At 73.5% G+C, this 19,679-nt stretch carries 25 protein-coding genes; 9 read left to right on the top strand and 16 right to left on the bottom strand.

What is annotated here, in order from left to right; translation table 11 throughout:
• Positions 1-81: 81 nt before the first annotated feature.
• Positions 82-708, bottom strand: coding sequence for a LysE family translocator (locus ACBI99_RS11170; protein ID WP_375072254.1), 627 nt, complete (start codon positions 706-708; stop codon positions 82-84).
• Between the two features lie 22 nt (positions 709-730).
• Positions 731-1,639: a LysR family transcriptional regulator gene (locus ACBI99_RS11165; RefSeq protein ID WP_375072253.1), complete on the bottom strand. Its 909-nt coding sequence runs from the start codon at positions 1,637-1,639 to the stop codon at positions 731-733.
• 87 nt (positions 1,640-1,726) lie between these two features.
• Between ACBI99_RS11165 and ACBI99_RS11160 the strand changes: the two genes are divergently transcribed.
• Positions 1,727-2,269 carry a cysteine dioxygenase gene (locus ACBI99_RS11160; RefSeq protein ID WP_375072252.1) on the top strand — a complete coding sequence of 181 codons (543 nt, stop codon included), beginning with the start codon at positions 1,727-1,729 and terminating at the stop codon, positions 2,267-2,269.
• Here the strand turns inward: ACBI99_RS11160 and ACBI99_RS11155 are convergent.
• Both ACBI99_RS11155 and ACBI99_RS11150 read right to left on the bottom strand, forming a co-directional pair.
• Positions 2,224-2,937 (bottom strand): alpha/beta hydrolase, encoded by a 714-nt coding sequence (locus ACBI99_RS11155; RefSeq protein ID WP_364182240.1) that lies wholly within the window; start codon positions 2,935-2,937, stop codon positions 2,224-2,226. The genes ACBI99_RS11160 and ACBI99_RS11155 overlap by 46 nt on opposite strands.
• A gap of 2 nt (positions 2,938-2,939) precedes the next feature.
• Positions 2,940-3,428: a pyridoxamine 5'-phosphate oxidase family protein gene (locus ACBI99_RS11150; protein WP_364182242.1), complete on the bottom strand. Its 489-nt coding sequence runs from the start codon at positions 3,426-3,428 to the stop codon at positions 2,940-2,942.
• 44 nt (positions 3,429-3,472) lie between these two features.
• Between ACBI99_RS11150 and ACBI99_RS11145 the strand changes: the two genes are divergently transcribed.
• On the top strand, positions 3,473-4,108 hold the full coding sequence (locus ACBI99_RS11145) for a winged helix-turn-helix transcriptional regulator (protein WP_375072251.1): 636 nt from the start codon (positions 3,473-3,475) through the stop codon (positions 4,106-4,108).
• A 47-nt stretch (positions 4,109-4,155) separates the two neighbouring features.
• Positions 4,156-4,650: a pyridoxamine 5'-phosphate oxidase family protein gene (locus ACBI99_RS11140; RefSeq protein ID WP_375072250.1), complete on the top strand. Its 495-nt coding sequence runs from the start codon at positions 4,156-4,158 to the stop codon at positions 4,648-4,650.
• A 14-nt stretch (positions 4,651-4,664) separates the two neighbouring features.
• On the opposite strand, the gene ACBI99_RS11135 is transcribed toward ACBI99_RS11140, so the two are convergent.
• Positions 4,665-6,020, bottom strand: coding sequence for a M20/M25/M40 family metallo-hydrolase (locus ACBI99_RS11135; protein ID WP_219511258.1), 1,356 nt, complete (start codon positions 6,018-6,020; stop codon positions 4,665-4,667).
• Positions 6,021-6,252: 232 nt separating this feature from the next.
• Between ACBI99_RS11135 and ACBI99_RS11130 the strand changes: the two genes are divergently transcribed.
• Together ACBI99_RS11130 and ald are read left to right on the top strand one after the other, a co-directional pair.
• A complete protein-coding gene (locus tag ACBI99_RS11130) occupies positions 6,253-7,635 on the top strand; it encodes an aspartate aminotransferase family protein (RefSeq protein WP_219511257.1) in 1,383 nt (460 codons plus the stop codon).
• Between the two features lie 62 nt (positions 7,636-7,697).
• Complete coding sequence (gene ald, locus ACBI99_RS11125) at positions 7,698-8,813, top strand: alanine dehydrogenase (RefSeq protein WP_357583938.1); 1,116 nt, start codon at positions 7,698-7,700, stop codon at positions 8,811-8,813.
• Positions 8,814-8,841: 28 nt separating this feature from the next.
• On the opposite strand, the gene ACBI99_RS11120 is transcribed toward ald, so the two are convergent.
• From ACBI99_RS11120 to ACBI99_RS11095, 6 genes are all read right to left on the bottom strand, one after another.
• Complete coding sequence (locus tag ACBI99_RS11120) at positions 8,842-10,269, bottom strand: tetratricopeptide repeat protein (RefSeq protein WP_219511254.1); 1,428 nt, start codon at positions 10,267-10,269, stop codon at positions 8,842-8,844.
• Between the two features lie 54 nt (positions 10,270-10,323).
• On the bottom strand, positions 10,324-11,148 hold the full coding sequence (locus tag ACBI99_RS11115) for a sulfite exporter TauE/SafE family protein (protein ID WP_375072437.1): 825 nt from the start codon (positions 11,146-11,148) through the stop codon (positions 10,324-10,326).
• A gap of 50 nt (positions 11,149-11,198) precedes the next feature.
• Positions 11,199-11,399 (bottom strand): hypothetical protein, encoded by a 201-nt coding sequence (locus tag ACBI99_RS11110; RefSeq protein ID WP_219511251.1) that lies wholly within the window; start codon positions 11,397-11,399, stop codon positions 11,199-11,201.
• Positions 11,400-11,492: 93 nt separating this feature from the next.
• Entirely contained in the window at positions 11,493-11,738 is a 246-nt protein-coding gene (locus ACBI99_RS11105; protein WP_375072249.1) for an SHOCT domain-containing protein, read from the bottom strand.
• 116 nt (positions 11,739-11,854) lie between these two features.
• The gene (locus ACBI99_RS11100) at positions 11,855-12,322 is read right to left on the bottom strand and encodes a Clp protease N-terminal domain-containing protein (RefSeq protein ID WP_375072248.1); all 468 of its coding nucleotides are present in this window, start codon (positions 12,320-12,322) and stop codon (positions 11,855-11,857) included.
• 8 nt (positions 12,323-12,330) lie between these two features.
• Positions 12,331-12,528 (bottom strand): hypothetical protein, encoded by a 198-nt coding sequence (locus ACBI99_RS11095; protein ID WP_197094079.1) that lies wholly within the window; start codon positions 12,526-12,528, stop codon positions 12,331-12,333.
• Between the two features lie 57 nt (positions 12,529-12,585).
• On the opposite strand from ACBI99_RS11095, the gene ACBI99_RS11090 reads away from it, so the two are divergent.
• Positions 12,586-13,758 carry an FAD-dependent monooxygenase gene (locus ACBI99_RS11090; RefSeq protein WP_375072247.1) on the top strand — a complete coding sequence of 391 codons (1,173 nt, stop codon included), beginning with the start codon at positions 12,586-12,588 and terminating at the stop codon, positions 13,756-13,758.
• Here the strand turns inward: ACBI99_RS11090 and ACBI99_RS11085 are convergent.
• Positions 13,739-14,386 carry a response regulator gene (locus tag ACBI99_RS11085; RefSeq protein ID WP_375072246.1) on the bottom strand — a complete coding sequence of 216 codons (648 nt, stop codon included), beginning with the start codon at positions 14,384-14,386 and terminating at the stop codon, positions 13,739-13,741. The genes ACBI99_RS11090 and ACBI99_RS11085 overlap by 20 nt on opposite strands.
• On the bottom strand, positions 14,386-15,495 hold the full coding sequence (locus tag ACBI99_RS11080) for a sensor histidine kinase (RefSeq protein ID WP_219511238.1): 1,110 nt from the start codon (positions 15,493-15,495) through the stop codon (positions 14,386-14,388). Before ACBI99_RS11080 ends, ACBI99_RS11085 begins: the two co-directional genes overlap by 1 nt.
• Positions 15,496-15,589: 94 nt before the next feature.
• Here ACBI99_RS11080 and ACBI99_RS11075 point away from each other — a divergent pair, with 94 nt between their 5' ends.
• Positions 15,590-17,332 (top strand): gamma-glutamyltransferase family protein, encoded by a 1,743-nt coding sequence (locus tag ACBI99_RS11075; RefSeq protein ID WP_375072245.1) that lies wholly within the window; start codon positions 15,590-15,592, stop codon positions 17,330-17,332.
• A 69-nt stretch (positions 17,333-17,401) separates the two neighbouring features.
• Here ACBI99_RS11075 and ACBI99_RS11070 read toward each other — a convergent pair whose 3' ends face one another.
• Positions 17,402-17,572 (bottom strand): hypothetical protein, encoded by a 171-nt coding sequence (locus ACBI99_RS11070; RefSeq protein ID WP_219511226.1) that lies wholly within the window; start codon positions 17,570-17,572, stop codon positions 17,402-17,404.
• A 103-nt stretch (positions 17,573-17,675) separates the two neighbouring features.
• On the opposite strand from ACBI99_RS11070, the gene ACBI99_RS11065 reads away from it, so the two are divergent.
• Positions 17,676-18,461, top strand: a complete 786-nt coding sequence (locus tag ACBI99_RS11065) for an SURF1 family protein (RefSeq protein ID WP_219511225.1) — start codon at positions 17,676-17,678, stop codon at positions 18,459-18,461.
• A 2-nt stretch (positions 18,462-18,463) separates the two neighbouring features.
• The gene (locus ACBI99_RS11060; protein ID WP_357583929.1) at positions 18,464-18,781 is read left to right on the top strand and encodes a DUF3817 domain-containing protein; all 318 of its coding nucleotides are present in this window, start codon (positions 18,464-18,466) and stop codon (positions 18,779-18,781) included.
• 25 nt (positions 18,782-18,806) lie between these two features.
• On the opposite strand, the gene ACBI99_RS11055 is transcribed toward ACBI99_RS11060, so the two are convergent.
• Both ACBI99_RS11055 and ACBI99_RS11050 read right to left on the bottom strand, forming a co-directional pair.
• Complete coding sequence (locus ACBI99_RS11055) at positions 18,807-19,001, bottom strand: hypothetical protein (RefSeq protein ID WP_219511221.1); 195 nt, start codon at positions 18,999-19,001, stop codon at positions 18,807-18,809.
• A 105-nt stretch (positions 19,002-19,106) separates the two neighbouring features.
• Positions 19,107-19,313, bottom strand: coding sequence for a hypothetical protein (locus ACBI99_RS11050; RefSeq protein ID WP_219511219.1), 207 nt, complete (start codon positions 19,311-19,313; stop codon positions 19,107-19,109).
• Positions 19,314-19,679 lie beyond the last annotated feature (366 nt).

Below are 19,679 nucleotides of genomic sequence, written 5' to 3'. Positions count from 1 at the left end.
CACGAAATTTCCGGCTTGTCGCTCTTCTTCGCCGCCTGGCGATCATTCGGGAAGAGGCATGTCACCCGGCGGCTACATCCGTTACGCCTTCTCGCCGGTGAGCCAGGCCGCCAGCCCCAGGTAGACCAGCCCGCTGCCCACGTCGAGCCGCCGCCGCGCCCGGGCCGAGCTGCGCACGTAACCGGCCAGGGCCGACGACAGCAGCGCGTACGTGCCGTCACTGGCCATGCCGAGCACCATCCAGATCAGCCCCAGCACCAGCATCTGCGGCGCGACCGGCCCGGCGGACGGGTCGGTGAACTGCGGCAGGAACGCCAGGAAGAAGATGGCCGTCTTCGGGTTGAGCACGTTGACCACGAACCCCTCCCAGAACATCCGCCGCCTCGACTGCTCCGGCACCGCCACGGCCTCCTCGCCGCCGCCCCGGCGCACCAGCTTGCGCAGCCCGAGCCAGACCAGGTAGGCGACGCCCGCGTACTTGACGACGGTGAAGGCCGTCGCCGAGGCCGCCAGCAGGGCGCTGACCCCGAGCGTGGCGGCGGCGACGTGCACCACGGACCCGGCGTGCACGCCCAGGACGGAGACGAGCCCCGCGGACCTGCCCTGGGCGACGCTGCGCGTGACGATGAAGAGCACCGCGGGCCCGGGGACCAGCAGCAGCGCGAGCGTGGCCGCGCAGAAGAGGGCGAGTGTCGTCAGATCCGGCATGCGGCCATCGTAGGAGGGCGCGTCAAAGGGTTTCCCGCAGCGCCGACCCCAGCGCCGACCGTGGTGCCGACCCCAGTGCAGACCGCAGCGCCGCCAGCAGCGCCTCGGTGGCCGGCGGGTGCGGCGGCTCGCCGTAGACGGCGGCGTAGACGTGCCTGGTCGAGCCCGGGATCGGGGTCGCCGACACCTCCGGGTGGCGGTGCGCGCGCAGCGCCAGCCCCGGCAGGACGGTGACGCCCATCCCGGCCGCCACCAGCGCCTGCACGGCCACGATGTCGTCGCTGGTGAACGTGATGTCCGGGGCGAATCCCGCCTTGTCGCACAGGTCGAGCAGATGGCTGCGGCACCGGTCGCACCCGGCGATCCACGCCGATCCGGCATGCCCTTCCAGCGTCCGGTCCGGGCCGGGCGAGACCAGGTAGCTCGGGTCGTCGAGCAGGTGGACCATCTGGATGCCGTTGTCCTCCGGCGCGGTGTCGTCGTAGCGGAAGATGACCGCGACGTCGACCCGCCCGGCGCGCAGCAGCCTGAGCGCCTCGGGCGGCTCGGTCTCGGTCAGGTGCAGCCGCAGCCCCGGGTGCTCGCGCCCGAGCAGCCCGGCCGCCCCAGGGACGAACGTGCCGAGCGCCGACGGGAACGCCGCCAGCCGCACCCGCCCCGACCGCAGCCCGACGTGCGCGGCCAGGTCGTCCTCGGCGGCGTCGAGCCGGCTCACGATGTCGGCGGCGCGCTCGGCCAGCAGCCGCCCCGCCTCGGTCAGCCGGATGCCGCGCCCGGCCCGCTGGATCAGCTTGGCCCCGGTCTCCGCCTCCAGCCTGGCCAGGTGATGGCTGACGGACGGCTGCGCGTAGTGCAGCTCCTTGGCCGCGGCCGTGAGCGATCCCTTCCGGGCGACCGCCAGCAGGACGCGAAGCCGCACGACATCAAGCATCCATCAACCGTACCTATGAATGAGCCTCATTACTTCTGTTGGACCTATCGATGCCGCCGTAGGACCGTGGAGGAAAGGAGGCAAGCCATGAAGACGACCCTGCGTCCCGGGCTCGGCGAGCTGGTGCCGGGCATCCGCGCGATCACCGACCGCGGCCTCGGCCGCCGCGAGACCGCGTTCGCGGTCGCCGACCTGCTGCGCGACGGGCTCCCCCCGCTGGACATCCTCACCGAGGAGGAGCGCGCCGGCTCACCCGACGGGTACGTGTCCCGCGTGCTGCACGCGCAGGACGCGTTCTCGGTCGTGGCGGTCGTCTGGCGGCCCGGCCAGGACACCGTCATCCACGACCACGTCTCGTGGTGCGCGTTCGGCGTCCTCAGCGGCGTCGAGCACGAGACCCTCTACCGGGACATGGGCGACCACCTGCTGGAGATCGGGCGCGCCGACAACCGGCCCGGCGAGGTCAGCGGCTTCGCGCCGCCCGGCGACATCCACCAGGTGCGCAACACCAGCGCCGAGGTCGGGGTGTCGATCCACGTGTACGGGGCCGACGTGAGCAGGCTGGGCAGCAGCGTCCGCCGCGTCTACGACCTGCCGGTCCGCGCGTCCTCGGCGGCCTCCCGGTCGTAGGCTTCGAGCCGGTCGGCCAGCGCGGCGGGCCGCGACAGCGTGACGCTGTGGCTGCCGTCGATCTCGTCGGCCGTCACCCCGAGCCGCGCGCGGGCCATCTCCCGCATGAACGGCGCCGGGAACCAGCGGTCGTCGCGGCAGAGCAGGAAGCGGGTCGGCACGTCCGGCCACCGCTCCAGCGGCCACGGCTCGACGAGCGCCTTGTCCGCGTGCGCCCGGTTGTGCCGCGACGCCTCGGCGGCCAGCTCGGGCGGCACGTCGTGCATGAACAGCGCCACCTCGTCGTCGATGTCCTTGTCGCCGAAGCCGGTGTTGGCCCACCAGTCGCCGGGCGCCTCCCCGGGTACGGGCACCATCGCGGCCAGCATCACCAGCAGGTCGGCCCTGACCCGGTCGCACACCAGCGGGCCGACGAAGCCGCCCCACGAGTGCGCCACCACGACCAGCCGCCCGGCGCGCTCCCCTGTGCCCTCCCCGCCGGCCTTCGGAGCGGCCCGCCGGACCGCGTCGGCCACGGTGTCCGCGTAGTCGCCGAGCCCGGCGTCCGGGTCCTCGATGGGCAGGTCGACGGCCACCGTGGTGTGGCCGCGCCGGCGCAGCTCGTCCTCCAGCAGGTGCCAGTACCAGGCGCTGCCGCCGCCGCCGTGGATCAGTGCGAACGTCGTCACGCTCACTCCCGGCCGGCGATCGGCGCGGGCAGGCGGGTCTGGAAGTCCAGCACCCCGACCCAGGCGGGCCGGACCGCGATGCGGGCCATGCGCACGCCGGGCCGGTCAGCCTCGGCCACGTTCCTGGCGCCCTGCTCCGGGCCGGCGTAGCGGTGGTGGGCCAGGGCGTACTCCGGGACGATGCCCTCCCAGTCGGTCACCTCGGCCCGGCCCCGGATGAGCAGCACGTCGGGCGGCATCGTGTTGGCGTCGATGGTGATGGCGACGTCGGGCCTGGCGCGCAGCGCGGTGATCTTGGCCGCGCCGGCGAACGTGGCCATGACCAGCTCCTCGCCGTTCCAGTGGAACATCGTCGGGTAGACGCGGGGCGTGCCGTCGGCGGCGACGTAGGCGACCCTGGCCAGCTCCGTCGAGACGAGCAGCCTGCGGGCCACCTCGTGCTCCAGCAGCCTGAGGTCGCCCTGCGGCAGTGTGTTCAGGTCGGTCTCCATAGTCCTAAACTAGGACTAGCTGGTGCGAGTTGGCAAGGAGCCTGATGAGAACGTACGACGACCCCTGTGGCATCGCCCGCGCCCTCGACCACGTCGGCGAGCGGTGGGCGCTGCTGATCGTCCGCGAGCTGCTGCTCGGCCCCAAGCGCTTCACCGACCTGCGCGCGGGCCTGCCCGGCGCGAGCCAGAACGTGCTCTCCCAGCGCCTGCGCGAGCTGGAGGAGTCGGAGGTGGTGCGCCGCCGCAAGCTGCCGCCGCCCGCCGCGAGCCAGGTCTACGAGCTGACCGGCCTCGGCCGCGACCTGGAGCCCGTCGTGCTCGCGCTGGCCCGCTGGGGCAGCCGCACGCCGCTGCGCTCCGACCGGCCGCTCAGCCCCGACGCGCTCATGTACGCCCTGAAGTCCACCTTCGACCCCCGGGCCGCCGAAGGCTTCACCGGCAGCGTCGAGCTGCGCCTCGGCGAGCAGAGCTTCCTGGCCGCGGTGGACGGCGGTCGGCTCACGCTGACCCGGGCGGCCGACGGGCAGGCCCCGGCCCAGGCCGTCCTCGACACCGACCCCGGCACGCTGCGCGCCGTCGTGTTCATGGGCGAGCCCTGCGACAGGATGGCCGTCGAGGGGGACAAGCAGGTCGCCGAGCGGTTCGTCCGGCTCTTCCCGCGCCCGGCGACGAGTTCCTGACCCCGCCGGAGTCCAATCCCCCGAACCGACACGGGAAGGACCCCGCCATGGAGACCCATCTCGACGAGCGCTTCAGCGCGCCGGGCGCCACCGCCACGCCGTGGGAGCAGGCCCGCGACGAGCTGGCCCGCGCGCAGACGTACTGGCTGTCGACCGTGCGGGCGGACGGCCGCCCGCACGTCACGCCGCTGATCGCCGTCTGGCACGAGCGCGCGCTCTACTTCTGCACCGGCCCCGGCGAGCAGAAGGCCCGCAACCTGGAGACCAACCAGCGGTGCGCGCTCACGACCGGCGCCAGCACCCTGCGCGAGGGCCTCGACCTGGTCGTCGAGGGCGTCGCCGCCCAGGTGTCCGGCCCCGGCCTGCTCCACGCGCTCGCCGCCGCCTACGTGGCCAAGTACGGCGAGGAGTGGCGCTTCGAGGTGCGCGACGGCGCCTTCCACAGCGAGGAGGGCGGCCCGGCGCTGGTCTTCGAGGTCGCCCCGGACAAGGTGCTCGGCTTCCGCAAGGGCGACTACGCCCAGACCCGCTGGCGCCCCTGACCCATTGGCTTTCCCTAGACGCCGAGCGCCGAGGGGAGGCTGAGCTCGCGCAGGAACAGCGCCTCGGTGGTGGCCACCCGGCGCAGCTCCTCCAGGTCGAGCCGCTCGTTGGGCGCGTGGATGGCCGCGTCCTCGTCCTCGGCGCCGAACAGCAGGATCTCCGCCGCCGGGAACTGCTTGAGCAGCGTGTTGACCAGCGGGATGGAGCCGCCGGCGCCGACGTCGCGCGGCGGGCGGCCGAAGGCGCGCTCCATGGCGCGGTTGAGCGCCGAGCGGGCCTTGCCGCCGGAGTCGGCCTGGAAGCCGGAGCCCACGGTGAAGTCGCCGAACGACACCTTGACGCCCCACGGCGCCACCTGGCGCAGGAACTCCACGACCGCGTTGACCGTGGTCTTGGGGTCGCCCGCCGGGGGGACGCGGACGGTGACGCGGGCCCGCGCGACCGGCTGGACGGCGTTGACCGCGCCCGAGACGCTGGGCACGTCGAGGCCGGTCACGGTGATCGCGTAGGAGGCCCAGAGGCGGTCGGCGAGCGAGCCGGAGCCGACCAGCGAGACGCCGTCGACGACGCCGGCCGTCTTGCGGAACTCCTCCTCGGAGGGGCCCTGGCCGAGGAAGCTGCCGCGCGGCAGGCCGGGCACGCGGATGTCGCCGTTCTCGTCGTGGAGCGCGCTCACCATGCGCATCAGGGCGGCGAGCGCGTCGGGGGCGGCGCCGCCGAACGAGCCGCTGTGCACGGGCTCGCGCAGGGTGCGCACCTCCATCGTGAAGGCCGCCATGCCGCGCAGCGACGTGGTCACCGCGGGGTCGCCGACGCGCGGGTTGCCGGTGTCGGCGACCACGATGGCGTCGGCGCGCAGCAGGTCGGGGTTGCGCTCGACGAACGCCTCCAGCCGCTCGCCGGCGTACTCCTCCTGGCCCTCGATGATGACCTTGATGCCGACGGGGAAGCGGCCCTGGAAGGCGCGCAGGGCGGTGACGTGGGAGATGATGCCGGACTTGTCGTCGGCCACGCCCCGGCCGAAGAGCTGCCCGTCGATGAGGGTGGGCTCGAAGGGCGGGGTGCGCCAGGCGGCCGGGTCGCCGGCGGGCTGCACGTCGTAGTGGGCGTACAGCAGGACCGTGGGCATGCCGGGCGGGGCCGGCGATTCGCCGTAGACGGCGGGGAAGCTGCCCTCGACGGGGATCTGCTGCACGCGGGCCAGGCCGGTGCTGCGCAGCAGCTCCTCCACCGCCGCCGCCGCCGCGAGCACGGGCTCCTCGGGGTGCCCCGGGAAGGCCACGGAGGGGATGGCGGCCAGGCGCCTCAGTTCCTCGACGGACTGGGGCATGGCGGCCGCGACGGCGCTCTCGATCTGGTCAGGAGTCACGGGTGGGTCCCCCGGGGTCGTTCTCGATAGTTAACGTCTCATTGCATCACACAAGGCTTCACTGTGCGTGAAACCGGATGCTGCAACGGCTAATCTACCTGCGGATTTCGTAGTTGTTACATACCGGTTCTGCGGATCTCGGTTTTCTTGCAGAGTGTCGCGACGCATTCGCTTGGCAAAGCGCAGGTGAAGATGCAGACTGTGGGGAGGTCAGACACAAGGGAAGATAGCTATGACGCAGCCGGAAAACGACGTCCTGAAGGCCGCTCAGGACAACCTGTGGTTGCACTTCACGAGGCACAGCGCCTACCAGCAGTCCGAGGTCCCGACCATCGTCCGCGGTGAGGGCTCCTACATCTACGACATCAACGGCAAACGCTACCTCGACGGGCTGGCGGGACTCTTCGTGGTCCAGGTCGGCCACGGGCGCGGCGAGCTGGCCGAGGCCGCCGCCAAGCAGGCCCAGGAGCTGGCGTTCTTCCCCCTGTGGTCCTACGCGCACCCGAAGGCCGCCGAGCTGGCCCAGCGCCTGGCGGCGATGACGCCGGGCGACCTCAACCGCGTGTTCTTCACCACAGGCGGCGGCGAGGCCGTCGAGACCGCGTGGAAGCTGGCCAAGCAGTATTACAAGCTCGTCGGCAAGCCGCTCAAGCACAAGGTCATCAGCCGCCAGATCGCCTACCACGGCACCCCGCAGGGCGCGCTGTCGATCACCGGCATCCCGGCGTTCAAGCAGATGTTCGAGCCGCTGGTGCCCGGCTCGGTGCGGGTGCCCAACACCAACCACTACCGCGCCGACGAGATCACCGGCGTGCCGGGCATGACGCCCGAGCAGTACGGGATCTGGGCGGCCGACCGGGTGGCCAGGGCGATCGAGATGGAGGGCCCCGACACGGTGGCCGCCGTGTTCGCCGAGCCCGTGCAGAACGCCGGCGGCTGCTTCCCGCCGCCTCCCGGCTACTTCCAGCGGCTGCGCGAGATCTGCGACGAGTACGACGTGCTGCTCGTCTCCGACGAGGTCATCTGCGCCTTCGGCCGGCTCGGCACCATGTTCGGCGGCGAGAAGTTCGACTACGTGCCCGACATCATCACCTGCGCCAAGGGCATGACCAGCGGCTACTCGCCGATCGGCGCCATGATCGCGCACGAGCGGCTGTTCGAGCCGTTCAAGAACGGCGACCAGATGTTCGCCCACGGCTACACCTTCGGCGGCCACCCCGTCTCCGCCGCCGTCGCGCTGGCCAACCTGGACATCTTCGAGCGCGAGGACCTGCTCGGCCACGTCACCAGGAACGAGCCCGTGTTCCAGGCCACGCTCGACGGCCTGAAGGACCTGCCGATCGTCGGCGACGTGCGCGGCTCCGGCTACTTCTGGGGCATCGAGCTGGTCAAGGACAAGGCCACCAAGGAGACGTTCGACGCCGACGAGTCGGAGCGGCTGCTGCGCGGCTACCTGTCGCACGCGCTGTACGACGCCGGCCTCTACTGCCGGGCCGACGATCGCGGCGACCCGGTCATCCAGCTCGCGCCACCGCTGATCGCAGGACCGAAGGAGTTCGACGAGATCGGGTCGATACTCCGCTCGGTGCTCACGGAAGCGTGGGCGCGATTGTAGAAACCCCCCATCCGGTACGGCTCGCCGTACCGGATTTTTTGTTCCCGAAAGGAGCATCGCCCATGAAGATCGGCGTGCCGACCGAGGTCAAGAACCACGAATACCGCGTCGCGGTCACCCCTGCTGGCGTCCACGAGCTGGTCAACCACGGCCACAGCGTGACGGTCCAGCGCGGCGCGGGGCTCGGCTCGCACATCACGGACGAGGAGTACCTGTCGGCGGGCGCGAAGATCCGCGAGGGCGCCGACGCGGTCTGGGAAGAGGCCGACCTTGTCCTCAAGGTCAAGGAACCGATCGCGGAGGAGTACCACCGCCTGCGCGAGGGCCAGGTGCTGTTCACCTACCTCCATCTGGCGGCGTCGCGGCCGTGCACCGACGCGCTGCTGGCGGCGCGCACCACCGCGATCGCGTACGAGACGGTCCAGGAGGGCCGGGCGCTGCCGCTGCTCGCCCCCATGTCGGAGGTCGCGGGCAGGCTGGCGCCGCAGGTCGGCGCGTACAACCTGATGCGCTCCAACGGCGGGCGCGGCGTGCTGCCGGGAGGCGTGCCCGGCGTGGCCCCGGCCAAGGTCGTGGTGATCGGCGGCGGCGTCTCGGGGCTGAACGCGGCCCAGATCGCCGTCGGCATGGGCGCCGAGGTCACCGTCCTCGACACGAACGTCGACCGGCTGCGCTTCATCGACGCCGTCTACCAGGGCCGGCTGCGCACGCTGGTGTCGACGGCGTACGCGATCGAGCAGGAGGTGCTGCGGGCCGACCTGGTGATCGGCGCGGTCCTCATCCCCGGCGCGAAGGCTCCCACGCTGGTCAGCAACGAGCTGGTCTCGCGGATGAAGCCCGGCTCCGTGCTCGTCGACATCGCGATCGACCAGGGCGGCTGCTTCGAGGACTCCCGGCCGACCACCCACGCCAACCCCACTTACACGGTGCACGGCTCGGTCTTCTACTGCGTGGGCAACATGCCGGGCTCGGTGCCCAACACCTCCACGAACGCGCTGACCAACGCCACCCTCCCGTACGCGGTCAAGCTGGCGGACCTGGGCTGGCAGGAGGCGCTCGCCGCGGACGCGACCCTGGCGGGCGGCCTCAACACGCACGCCGGCACGCTCACCAACGAGCCGGTCGCCCAGGCGCTCCAGCTTCCGTACACGCCGGTGGCCGAGGTGCTGGCCGCCTGACCGAGCCGCGGGGCCGGTCGGCGGTTGTTCACCGGCGGCGCGGCGAGCCGCCTCCGTCGCGGGCGGCGCCGGCCGTCCCGAGGCGGCGGCGCAGCTCGCGGGCCGTGGCCAGCACGTGCTCGATCTCGCCCGGGCTCGGCCACGGCCCGCTGCCGGGCCGCAGCAGCGTGCCGCGCACCGAGGCCAGGTGCTCGACCGCGCTGGCGTGCAGCCCGCTGCGGCTCACCAGCCAGCCGATCACGTCGGCGTGGTCGAGCAGCGGCCTGGTCATCAGGTCCCAGGTGCCGAGGATCTCCGTCAGCTCCGTCACCGACAGCCCGTGGCCGCCCCGGCGGCCGGTGGCGGCGGCGGCCAGCTCGGCGCGGGCCACCAGCTCCGGCTCGGCGGGCCGGTCCCAGATGGGCGGCGGCGGGTCGGCCAGCCACTCCTCGGCTTCGGCCGTCTTGCCCGCCGCCGTCAGCAGGCCGCCCAGCTCCACGGCCGCCCGGTGGTGCCCGGCCAGCGCCGCCTGGCGGAACCAGTGCTGGCCGCCGCCCAGGTCGCCGAACTCGGCGATGAGCAGCAGCGCGAAGTTGAACGCCGACTCGGCGTCGCCGCCCGCCGCGCCCCTGCCGAACCAGTGGCTGGCGCCCTGCGCGTCGTTCAGCTCCACGCAGACGAACCCGGCCATCCGCTGGTCCTCCAGCCGCCCCGCCCCGGCGGCCTGCTCGTACCAGCCGCGCGCGGTGCGCAGGTCGCGGCGCGACAGCGCGATGGCGCCGAGCTGCGAGGCGGCGCCCGGGTGCTCGCTCTTGGCGGCCAGCCGGTAGTAGCCCTCCGCGCCCTCGGGGTCGCGGCTGGCCTGGAGGAACAGGCCCAGGCAGTAGGCCGACTCGGCGTGCCCGGCCCGGGAGGCGGTCTCCCACCAGCGCACGGTCTCCTCCTCGTCGCCGCCCGAGTAGGCGAGGAACCCGGCGTCGTGCGCGGAGGGCGCGTCACCGGCGGCGGCGGCGTGCCGGTGCCACTCCCGCGCCGCCTGGATCTCGCCCGCGTCCTCGCACATCAGCGCCAGCCGGCGCGCCGCGGCCCGCGACCCGGCCCGCGCGGCGTTCTCGTACCAGCTCCGCGCCATCGCGTAGTCGCCGCGCTGCTCCAGCAGCAGCGTGGCCAGGTTGACGGCGGCCTCCGCGTCGCCGGTGCCGGCGGCCAGCTCGTACCAGGTGACGGCCTCGTCGAGGCTGCCGTGCTTCTCGTGCCAGATGCCGAGGTTGTAGGCGCTGTCGATGTTGCCGCCCGCGGCGGCGCGCTCCCACCACTGCCTGGCCGACAGGCGGTCGCCGCGCTGCGCGTAGAGCCTGCCCAGCCGGTGCGCGGCCTGCGCGTCGCCCGCCTGCGCCGCCATCAGCAGCTCGGCCTCGTCCCCCACCCGTGGCGCCGGCACGGCCGGCAGCGCCACGTCACCTTGCCTCCACGCCATGGCCCACAGGGTGGCACGTGATCGCCCGATCGCGAACGGTAATCGCCGAGCCTGTCAGGAGAACTTGATGAAGCCTGTGAACATGCCCATCCCGCAGGCGTAACGCAGCTCTCCCGGCGGCTGCGGCGGCAGCTTCACCGTCGCCGGCACGGCCAGGTCGCGCCCGGCGAACGCCACGGTCTGCGCGCATCCCCGGTCGACCAGCTTGAACACCACCTCGACGGGCACCCCGGCCGGCGCCTCCACGGCCGCGGGCCGGTAGCCGTCGTGGGTGGCGTGGATGGTGACGGTCCTGCTCAGCGGCCGGTCCGGCCCGGCGCTCGCGCCCGCGGGCAGCCAGCCGCCCAGGTTGACGCCCGCCCCGATCGTCCACAGCCCCGCCGCGACGGCCAGCACCGCCGTCACCTTGGACAGCCGGGTACGGGACACGCGCCGCAGCACGTAACCCAGGAGCGCCAGCGCGGGCGAGCTGCCGAGCACGAACCCGGCCATCACCGCCGCGCCCGGCAGCGGCGAGCCGCTGGAGACCGCGACCAGCTCCATGCCGATCGTCACCCCGCACGGCACCAGGATCGTGGCGGCCCCGAGCAGCGGCGCGGCCATCGGGGGCAGCTCCCGCCCGCCCGGCGCGCAGCCGGTGCGGCGCAGCGCCCGCACGGCGAAGACGATCACCAGGACGCCCGCGGCGACCAGCAGGACCGCCCGGGCGGCGGGCGGCGGCTTGACGGCGGCGCCGATCAGCCCGAGCAGCGCGCCGGCCGCCGAGTAGGAGGCGAGCCGGCCGGCCAGGAACCAGGCCACCGCCCGGCCCCGCCCCTCGGCCAGCCCGACCATCAGGCCGCCGTGCACGGCGGTGCACGAGGCGGTGCCCGCCAGCAGCCCGGCGGCCAGGCCGCTGCCGAGCAGCGTGAGCGCCTGTGCCGTGGTGCTCAGTGGACCAGCGCCAGCTCGTCCAGCGATCCGGCCTTGGCCGCCTCCACGATCGAGGCGAACTGGTCGTGGCTCATCTCGACCCGCTGGCCGAAGTCGTCCGTGATGACCACCTGGCGATCCTCAGGCGCCGTCGGGTCGACGAACAGCTCCGGGCAGCCGCAGCTGCACTGGCCGCAGAACCTGGCGATTGACCGCATCTCATCCCCACTTCTGGAAGAGGTCCTGTAGGGAAAGTAACCTTGCGTGCCGAATGCGGCCAGTGACAGTTGTTTCACCCTGCGTACCGTTTATCAGGCCCCGCCTCTGAGCACGGACATCCTTTCGAGGTATTCGTCGTCGCTCATCTCGCCGCGGGCGTACCTCTCGGCGAGGATCTGCTCGGCGGGCGCGGTGGGCCTGGTCTCCGCGGGGCGTCCCCGCCGGCCCCAGACGCCCCGGCGCCAGGTCCAGGCGGCGAGCGCGACGACGGCGATCCAGAACAGGCCCCAGATCATCGGGATGACGGGCCAGAAGCCCGCGTGCGCGAACGTGGTCATGTTCTCCTCCTTCGGCTTACCTCCAGGGTCGCCGCCGGAGGGTCGCGGCGAATCGGACGGCGGGCGTGTCCTGGGGTCCGCCCGGGGGAGTACGCGCTGCCCGGTGGCCGTACGCCTCAGGGGGAGAGGCGGGCGCGGGCGGCGGCGCGGTCGACGCCGAGGGCGTCGATGAGCTCGGCCACCGGGTCGGGGTGGCGCTGGTCGAGCAGGGCCAGCAGGAGCCGGCCCGGACCTTCCTGGTCGCGATTCTTCCTGGTGGTGGCCTTGGCCGCCTGGACGATGGCGACGCGGGCGCTGGAGGACAGCGCGGTGCCGGGGAGCGGCGGGTGCTTGCGCGGCCTGGCCGCCGGGGCGTCGCCGACGTCGATGCCGATCGCGCGCAGGGCGGCCCGGTCGAGGGTGTCGAGCGCGCCCCGGGCCGTCGCGGCGTCGACGCCCAGCGCCCGCGCCGGGGCGCCGGACGGGTCGCGGAGCAGGCCGAGCAGCAGGTGCTCGGTGCCCAGGCGGCGGTCGCCGCGCTGCCGGGCCTCGTCCTGGGCGGCCTTGATCGCCTGACCGAACGGGCTCTTGTCCATGCCGAACATGGCGGGCCTCACTTTCCGTACTTGGCGTGCACCGACTGGCGCGACATCCCGAGGGCGTCGCCGATCTGCTCCCACGTCCAGCCCTGCTCGCGGGCGAGCCCGACCGAGACGGCCTCGACCTGCTCGGCGAGCCGGTGGAGTGCGCCGACAGCGCGCAGGCCCACGGCGGGGTCGTGGGACTTGATGCGTTCAGACAGTTCTCCCATGTCCACGCTGTCAGGCTAGATTGACAGCCGGAGATTTGTCAATCTAGCCTGACAGGCATGGACGATGTCGTGATCGTGGGAGCCGGGCCCGTCGGGCTGATGCTGGCGGGTGAGCTGGCGTTGGCCGGAGTGCGGCCGCTCGTGCTGGACAAGAGGCCGGAGCCGAGCGAGCTGCCGCGCGCCAACGGCGTCATCGGGCAGGCCGTCGACCTGCTCGAACAGCGGGGACTGCTGAAGGGGGCCCGCAGGCCGCCGCGCTTCCCGTTCGGGCCGGTGCCGCTGCCGCTGGCCCGGCTGGACGTGCCGCTCCGGACGGTGGTCATCCAGCAGCCGCGCCTGGAGAGACTGCTGGCCGGGCGCGCCGCCGAGCTGGGGGCGGAGATCCGGCGCGGCCGGGAGGTGCGCTCGCTCACCCAGGACGAGCAGGGCGTGACGCTGCACGTCGCGGGCGAGCGGCCGGTGCGGGCCGGGTTCGCCGTCGGCTGCGACGGCGGCCGCAGCCTGGTCCGCGAGCAGGCGGGGATCGGCTTCCCCGGCACCACCGACGACGAGGTGCTGCGGCTCGGCCACTTCCGGGGCAGGCCGAAGCTCGGCGGGCTGGCGCGGGGCTGGAACGAGTTCCCCGGCGGCCGCGTCCTGCTGACCTCGCTGCGGCCCGGCGTCCACATCGTCGCCGTACGCGAGAAGGGCGGCCCGGGGGAGAAGGGCGGGGCCGTCACCGTCGGCGACCTGCGGGCCGCCCTGCGCCGGGTCACCGGCCGCGACCTGCCGCTGGGCGAGCCGATCTGGCTGACCGCCACCGTCGCCCAGGCCCGGCTCGCCGAGCGCTACCGGGCCGGGCGGGTGTTCCTCGCGGGCGACGCCGCCCACCTGTTCCCGGCGGGCGGATCGGCGCTGAACGTCGGCCTCGTCGACGCCGCCGAGCTCGCTGCCAAGCTCGCCGCCCACCTGGCCGGCGCCCCCGCCCGGGTGCTCGACGCGTACGAGGCCGAGCGCCGCCCGCAGGCCGAGCGGACGCTCGCGCACACCCGCGCCCAGCGGGCGCTGGAACGGCTGTCCGGCGAGGAGGGCGCGGCCCTGCGCGACCTGCTCGGCGAGGTGTTCGCCCACCCGGAGTCCGCCCGCCACCTGGCCGCGCTGCTGCACGGCTCGACCGGCCCGTACGCGCCCCCGGGCGCGCCGGCCCGCCGGCGGCGGCGCCGGCCGACGCTCAGAGCCAGCCGGGCTTGACCAGGCCCGACTCGTAGGCGATCACGACGAGCTGGGCCCGGTCGCGGGCGTGCAGCTTCATCATCGCCCGGCTCACGTGCGTCTTGGCCGTCGCCGGCGACATGAACAGCCGGGCGGCGATCTCGTCGTTCGTCATGCCGGAGCCGACCAGCGTCAGCACCTCCCGCTCGCGGTCGGTGAGCTGGTCCAGGCCCCCGGCGGCCAGCGGCTCCTTGGCGCGGGAGGCGTACTCGGCGATCAGGCGGCGGGTCACGCTGGGCGACAGCAGCGCCTCCCCGGCCGCCACCACCCGCACGGCCTGGATCAGCTCGGCCGGCTCGGTGTCCTTGACCAGGAAGCCGCTCGCGCCGCCGCGCAGCGCCTCGAACACGTACTCGTCCAGCTCGAACGTCGTCAGGATGACGATGCGCGGCCCCTCCGGCATCTGCCGGGTCGCGGTGAGCCCGTCGGTGCCCGGCATCCGGATGTCCATCAGCACCACGTCGGGGCGGTGCTCGGCGGCCAGCCGGACCGCCTCGGCCCCGTCGGCCGCCTCGGCCACCACCGACATGTCCGGCTGGGCGTCCAGCAGCGCCTTGAACCCGGCCCGCACGAGCGCCTGGTCGTCGGCCAGCAACAGCTTGATCATCAATCCTCCTGGGGTAGGGGCAGCCGGGCCGAGACCTGGAAGCCGTCGCCCGACGGGCCGGCCACCAGCGTGCCGCCCAGGGCCGAGGCCCGCTCCCGCATGCCGGGGATGCCGTTGCCGCTGCCCTCCTCGGACAGCGCGCCCGGCGCCGTCGCGCCGGAGTCGGTCACCCGGACGGCCAGCTCGTCCGCGCCGTACTCCAGCCGCACCGTAACCCGCGAGCCGGGCGCGTGGCGGGCGGCGTTCGTCAGCGACTCCTGGACGATTCGGTAGGCGGCCCGCTCCACCGGCAGCGGCAGCGGGCGCGAGCCCACCCGCTTGATCGTCACGTCCAGGCCGCTGCGCTCGGCCAGGTCGTCCAGCCGGTCGAGCCCCGCCGTGGGGGCGCGCGGGGCGCCCTCGCGCAGCACGTTCAGCACCGAGCGCATCTCGCCCAGCACCTCCTTGGAGGCGGCCTTGATCGTGGTCAGCGCGGTGCGGGCCTGCTCGGGCTGGTCGTCGATCAGGTGCAGCGCGGTCGACGCCTGCACGTGGATGAGCGAGATGTTGTGCGCCAGCACGTCGTGCAGCTCCTGCGCCATCGTCAGCCGCTCCTCGCTGGCCTGGCGCCTGGTCTCCTCCTCGGCGGCCCGCTGCTGCTGGGCGCGGCGCTCGCGCCAGATCCGGGTGAGCTCCGCGACCACCATGATGAGCAGGATGAACGCGGTGACGGCCAGGTCGTGGAAGAGCCCGAGCGACAGCTCGCTGCCGATGTAGCCGTACGCGACGAAGACCGCGAGCGTGATCCCCGCCATGATCCAGCCGGCCAGCCGCCGCCCCTGGGTGATCAGGCAGAACAGCAGGATCGCCGGGGCGAAGTAGACGGGCCCGAGCGGGTAGTCGAGCCAGGTGTAGGCGTACGTGGCGAGCAGCGCCACGACCGACGAGGCGACCGGGAACTTGCGGCGGAACACGATCGCCGCCGGGCCGATCAGCAGCAGCACGTACGCCACCGCGTCGAGCGGCCGCCTGAACTCCCGCTGCCCCCAGGCCGCCCCCTGGGACAGCACGACCTGGGCGACCGCCATGATCAAAGCGAGGTAGGGATCGAACCCGGACTTCTTGCCCACACCCCCACGCTAGGCCCCGCGCATGACCATCGCATCCTCCGGTTGTGGCAGGGGGCCCTACCACGACAGGCGTAGCTGGGTCATCGTGGACACCATGCGCCGAGTGATCGTTCCCGCAGCAGCAGTCCTCGTCTCACTGGCCCCCGCCGCCCCGGCCGTGGCCGCGCACCACCCGCCCCCGCAGAAGGTCCCCGTCGCCGAAGGCCACGGCGGCGCCGTCGCCACCGTCGACCTTGACGCCAGCCGGGCGGCCGTCGCCGTGCTCAGGCGCGGCGGCAACGCCATGGACGCCGCCGTCGCCGCCGGCGCCGTGCTCGGCGTCACCGAGCCCTACTCCGCCGGGCTGGCCGGCGGCGGCTTCATGGTCTACTACGACGCCAGGAGACGCCAGGTCCACACCATCGACGGCCGCGAGACCGCCCCGCGCGCCATGACCTCGACCAGCCTCGAAGGCATCCCGTTCGAGGAGGCCGTCACCAGCGGCCTGTCGGCGGGCGTCCCCGGTGCCGTCGCCCAGTGGGACCTCGCGCTGCGCCGGTTCGGCACGCTGTCGTTGCGCCAGGCGCTCCAGCCCGCGATCGAGGTCGCGTCCAAGGGCTTCGTCGTCGACCAGACCTTCCACGACCAGACCGCCCAGAACGCCGCCCGGTTCAAGGACTTCACCTCCACCGCCGCCCTCTACCTGCCCGGCGGCGCGCCCCCGGCGGTCGGCTCCGTCTTCCGCAACCCCGACCTCGCCGCCACCTACCGCGAGCTGGCCCGGCGCGGCCCCGGCTGGCTGTACGGCGGGCGGCTCGGCAGCGAGATCGTGGAAACGGTCAAACGGCCCCGCGTGACCCCCGGCTCGACGCGCAACGTCCGGCCCGGCCTGATGGAGCTCGGCGACCTGCGCGCCTACCGGGCCCTCATGCGGGAGCCCACGCGCGTCGGCTACCGGGGCCTGACCGTCTACGGCATGGCGCCCCCGTCGTCCGGCGGCTCGACCGTGGGGGAGGCGCTCAACATCCTCGACGCGCTGCCCCGCGTCGGCGTGCACGAATACCTGGAGGCGTCCCGGCTCGCCTTCGCCGACCGCAACGCCTACGTCGGCGACATCCCCGGCGTCCCGCTGCGCGAGCTCCTGTCGGACGGCTTCGCCAAGGAACGCGCCTGCCTGATCGGCGAGCGCGCCGTCAAGCACCCGGCCCCGCCCGGCGCCCCCGACGGCGACTACGGGCCCTGCGCCCCGCCTTCGGACACCGCACCCGCCACCCCCACCGCCGCCGAAGGCCCCGAGACCACCCACCTCGTCGTCGCCGACCGGTGGGGCAACGTCGTCGCCTACAACCTCACCATCGAGTCCACGGGCGGCAACGGCATCGTCGTCCCCGGCCGGGGCTTCCTGCTCAACAACGAGCTGACCGACTTCACCTTCGGCCCCGCCCCCGGCGACCCGAACCTGCCCGCCCCCGGCAAGCGGCCCCGCTCGTCGATGGCGCCCACCCTCGTGTTCGACGACGGCAGGCCCGTGATGGCGCTCGGCTCGCCCGGCGGCTCCACGATCATCACGACCGTGCTGCAGATCCTGGTCAACCGGTACGAGTTCGGCATGCGGCTGCCGGAAGCGCTCGCCGCGCCGCGCGCCACCCAGCGCAACACCGCCCAGACGCAGGCCGAGCAGGCGTTCCTCGACGCGTACGAGACCGAACTGGAGGCGAGAGGGCACGACCTGGTGCTGAACCCGGAGATCGGGGCGGCCACGGCGCTGGAGTTCCTCGGCCGAGGCCGGATCCAGGCGGTCGCCGAGCCGGTCAGGCGCGGCGGCGGCAGCGCGATGGTGGCCGGCTCACACCGCTGAGCGGCGCGGCCCCGGGGCACGACGAGAACCCGCCACGGCGCGTGGCGGGGAGGGTCCGGCCCCGGGGCGCTAGCGCAGGAGCAGGAACGCGGCGACGCCGATGGCGGCGACCACCACGACGACGGCGACGATCGGCAGGACCGGCGACTTCTTCACCGTCTTGGACTCCTGCTCGGACCGCTGCGCGAACGCGCGGAACTGCTGAGTGTTGCCCGCAGGGTCGATATGCTGGTCAGACATGCGCAGCAGCCTAGCGGGATCGCCTGCCGCTTTTGCGCCTTTTCGCGTGATCCACGGGTGGGTTGGTTACGAGACCGGCCCCCCGGGCGGATAGCTTGGAACCATGCTCAAGACCCTGTTCTCGCTGCGCGTCATGGGGTTGCACCTGCTCACGATCGCGGTCGTCACCGCGTTCATCCTGCTCGGGCGCTGGCAACTCGGCGTGTTCCAGGACTCGGGCAAGCCGCAGGCCACCACCGACCCCGCGCCGGTGAGCGTAACCACGCTCTCCGACGTCGGCGGCCACATGCTCACCGCAGCGGTCGGGCGCAGGGTCACCGCCGAAGGCGTCTACGACGCCGACCGGCAGCTCCTCGTCGCCGACCGGCCGCCGCACGTCGACGCGCCCGGCGGCAACGTCTCACGCGGCGAGGGCTACTGGGTCCTCACACCGCTCCGGCTCGACGACGGCACCCTCATGCCCGTCGTCCGGGGCTGGGTCGCCCAGGCCGGCGACCCCGGCACCGCCGTGCCCGCCGGACGTGCCACCGTCGAGGGCAGGCTGCGCCCCCCGCAGGGCACCGACAGCGTCCAGCGCCGCCCCGAAGGCGTGCCCGCGGGCCAGGTGCAGACCGTGTCGACCGGCGAGCTGATCAACCTGTGGAGCGGGCAGAAGGTGCGCAACGGCTTCGTCGTCGCCCAGCCCGCCGCCGGCGCCGCCCTCACCCCCGTCGAGGTGTCACCGCCCGTGGTCGGAGGCACGCTCACGTGGCGTAACCTGGCTTACGCCGCCAACTGGTGGATCTTCGCCGGATTCGCCGTGTTCATGTGGTTCCACTTCGTACGCGACGCCGTACGGAGTGACCGGGACCGGGCAGCCGGGTCCCCCGAGATGGTTCTGGAAGGTTAACGGTGGAATCGGCTCTCAAGCCCTTCCGGGTGCTCGCCTACATTGTCGGCGTCATGCTCCTGATCCTCTGCGTCGCCATGGTCATGCGCTACGGCTTCGGCGTCGACGGGCTGTCGAAGGTCATCGCGCCCATCCACGGCGGCCTCTACATGCTCTACCTCGTCGCCGTGATGAACCTGGGCATGAAAGCCCGCTGGTCCTGGCCGTACATGCTGGGCGTGATGCTCGGCGGCACCGTGCCGTTCCTGTCGTTCTACGTCGAGCGCCGCGTCACCGTGCGCGTCGCCGTGCAGGTGGACGGCCGGACGGCGGAGGCCTGACGCCCCCGCCGCCCGCCGCGCCCCGTCAACGGCCGATGCCGCGCCTGCGCGCCCGCTTCAACCGCTCACGCTGCGACGGGTCCAGCATCATGTAGCCGACCACCGGGGCCGCGACCACGCCGAGGATGACGAGCAGGGTGATGAACCCGGGGCCGAAGAACCACAGCGAGAGCAAGACGGCGGCGCCTGCGCCGATGGCGTACTTCGTGATTGGCGACATCCTCAGCTTCCTCCGAACGCGGGGCCCACGCCCCGCCTCTCCCACATTGTGCGTCGCCCGTCCAACGATTGGAGCCACCGGCGTGGTTCCAATTCGCGACCTATCTCAACCGGCGTGCGCCAGCGCGGCCAGCAACTCCCGCCGCAGCACCCCGTGCGCCGGGCGCCGCGCCGGGTCCCCGGACAGCAAACCCACCAGGACCGGCGCCATCACCCCCGCCCTGGCGAGCGCCGCCCCCGGCACCGGCGGCCGCCCCTCCACGGCCGCGAACAGCACCGCCCCGAGCGACCACAGGTCCCCCGCGGCACTCACCACCCCCTCCGGCGGCGCGTACACACTGCCCTGAAACCCGCCGTACGGGGGCGCCCCCTGGGTTGGGGTATGCCCGTCACCCCGCCCCGCGGGCGCGCCTTCCCGGAGGGAGGCCGGGGGCGCCTGGGACGCGGCTTCCCCGGGGGCGCGGCTGCCGGCCCACCCGGGCGGGGCGGCTCCCGGCGGTACGGCCACCCCGCCGTACGGGGGTGCGCCAGTTCCCTGCGCGGGGTCCCGCCCGTTGGGGACGGCCCCGCTGCCGTACGGGGGTGCGCCTTCCTGGAGGGAGGGCGAAGGGCTCTGGAGGGGCGTGCGCCCGTCCGGCGGGGTGGGCTGGGGCCAGTCGGGGGGCGCGGCGCCGGGGGG

Source organism: Nonomuraea sp. ATR24 (assembly GCF_041950485.1).
Classification (GTDB): domain Bacteria; phylum Actinomycetota; class Actinomycetes; order Streptosporangiales; family Streptosporangiaceae; genus Nonomuraea; species Nonomuraea ceibae.
This window is presented reverse-complemented; position numbering and strand designations above follow the sequence as displayed.

Excerpts from the sequence above, each read along its gene's own strand:
- ACBI99_RS11170 (WP_375072254.1), bottom strand. The coding sequence starts at position 708 with ATGCCGGATCTGACGACACTCGCCCTCTTCTGCGCGGCCACGCTCGCG.
- ACBI99_RS11165 (WP_375072253.1), bottom strand. The coding sequence starts at position 1,639 with ATGCTTGATGTCGTGCGGCTTCGCGTCCTGCTGGCGGTCGCCCGGAAG.
- ACBI99_RS11160 (WP_375072252.1), top strand. The coding sequence starts at position 1,727 with ATGAAGACGACCCTGCGTCCCGGGCTCGGCGAGCTGGTGCCGGGCATC.
- ACBI99_RS11150 (WP_364182242.1), bottom strand. The coding sequence starts at position 3,428 with ATGGAGACCGACCTGAACACACTGCCGCAGGGCGACCTCAGGCTGCTG.
- ACBI99_RS11145 (WP_375072251.1), top strand. The coding sequence starts at position 3,473 with ATGAGAACGTACGACGACCCCTGTGGCATCGCCCGCGCCCTCGACCAC.
- ACBI99_RS11140 (WP_375072250.1), top strand. The coding sequence starts at position 4,156 with ATGGAGACCCATCTCGACGAGCGCTTCAGCGCGCCGGGCGCCACCGCC.
- ACBI99_RS11130 (WP_219511257.1), top strand. The coding sequence starts at position 6,253 with ATGACGCAGCCGGAAAACGACGTCCTGAAGGCCGCTCAGGACAACCTG.
- ald (WP_357583938.1), top strand. The coding sequence starts at position 7,698 with ATGAAGATCGGCGTGCCGACCGAGGTCAAGAACCACGAATACCGCGTC.
- ACBI99_RS11120 (WP_219511254.1), bottom strand. The coding sequence starts at position 10,269 with ATGGCGTGGAGGCAAGGTGACGTGGCGCTGCCGGCCGTGCCGGCGCCA.
- ACBI99_RS11110 (WP_219511251.1), bottom strand. The coding sequence starts at position 11,399 with ATGCGGTCAATCGCCAGGTTCTGCGGCCAGTGCAGCTGCGGCTGCCCG.
- ACBI99_RS11105 (WP_375072249.1), bottom strand. The coding sequence starts at position 11,738 with ATGACCACGTTCGCGCACGCGGGCTTCTGGCCCGTCATCCCGATGATC.
- ACBI99_RS11100 (WP_375072248.1), bottom strand. The coding sequence starts at position 12,322 with ATGTTCGGCATGGACAAGAGCCCGTTCGGTCAGGCGATCAAGGCCGCC.
- ACBI99_RS11095 (WP_197094079.1), bottom strand. The coding sequence starts at position 12,528 with ATGGGAGAACTGTCTGAACGCATCAAGTCCCACGACCCCGCCGTGGGC.
- ACBI99_RS11090 (WP_375072247.1), top strand. The coding sequence starts at position 12,586 with ATGGACGATGTCGTGATCGTGGGAGCCGGGCCCGTCGGGCTGATGCTG.
- ACBI99_RS11085 (WP_375072246.1), bottom strand. The coding sequence starts at position 14,386 with ATGATCAAGCTGTTGCTGGCCGACGACCAGGCGCTCGTGCGGGCCGGG.
- ACBI99_RS11075 (WP_375072245.1), top strand. The coding sequence starts at position 15,590 with ATGCGCCGAGTGATCGTTCCCGCAGCAGCAGTCCTCGTCTCACTGGCC.
- ACBI99_RS11070 (WP_219511226.1), bottom strand. The coding sequence starts at position 17,572 with ATGTCTGACCAGCATATCGACCCTGCGGGCAACACTCAGCAGTTCCGC.
- ACBI99_RS11065 (WP_219511225.1), top strand. The coding sequence starts at position 17,676 with ATGCTCAAGACCCTGTTCTCGCTGCGCGTCATGGGGTTGCACCTGCTC.
- ACBI99_RS11055 (WP_219511221.1), bottom strand. The coding sequence starts at position 19,001 with ATGTCGCCAATCACGAAGTACGCCATCGGCGCAGGCGCCGCCGTCTTG.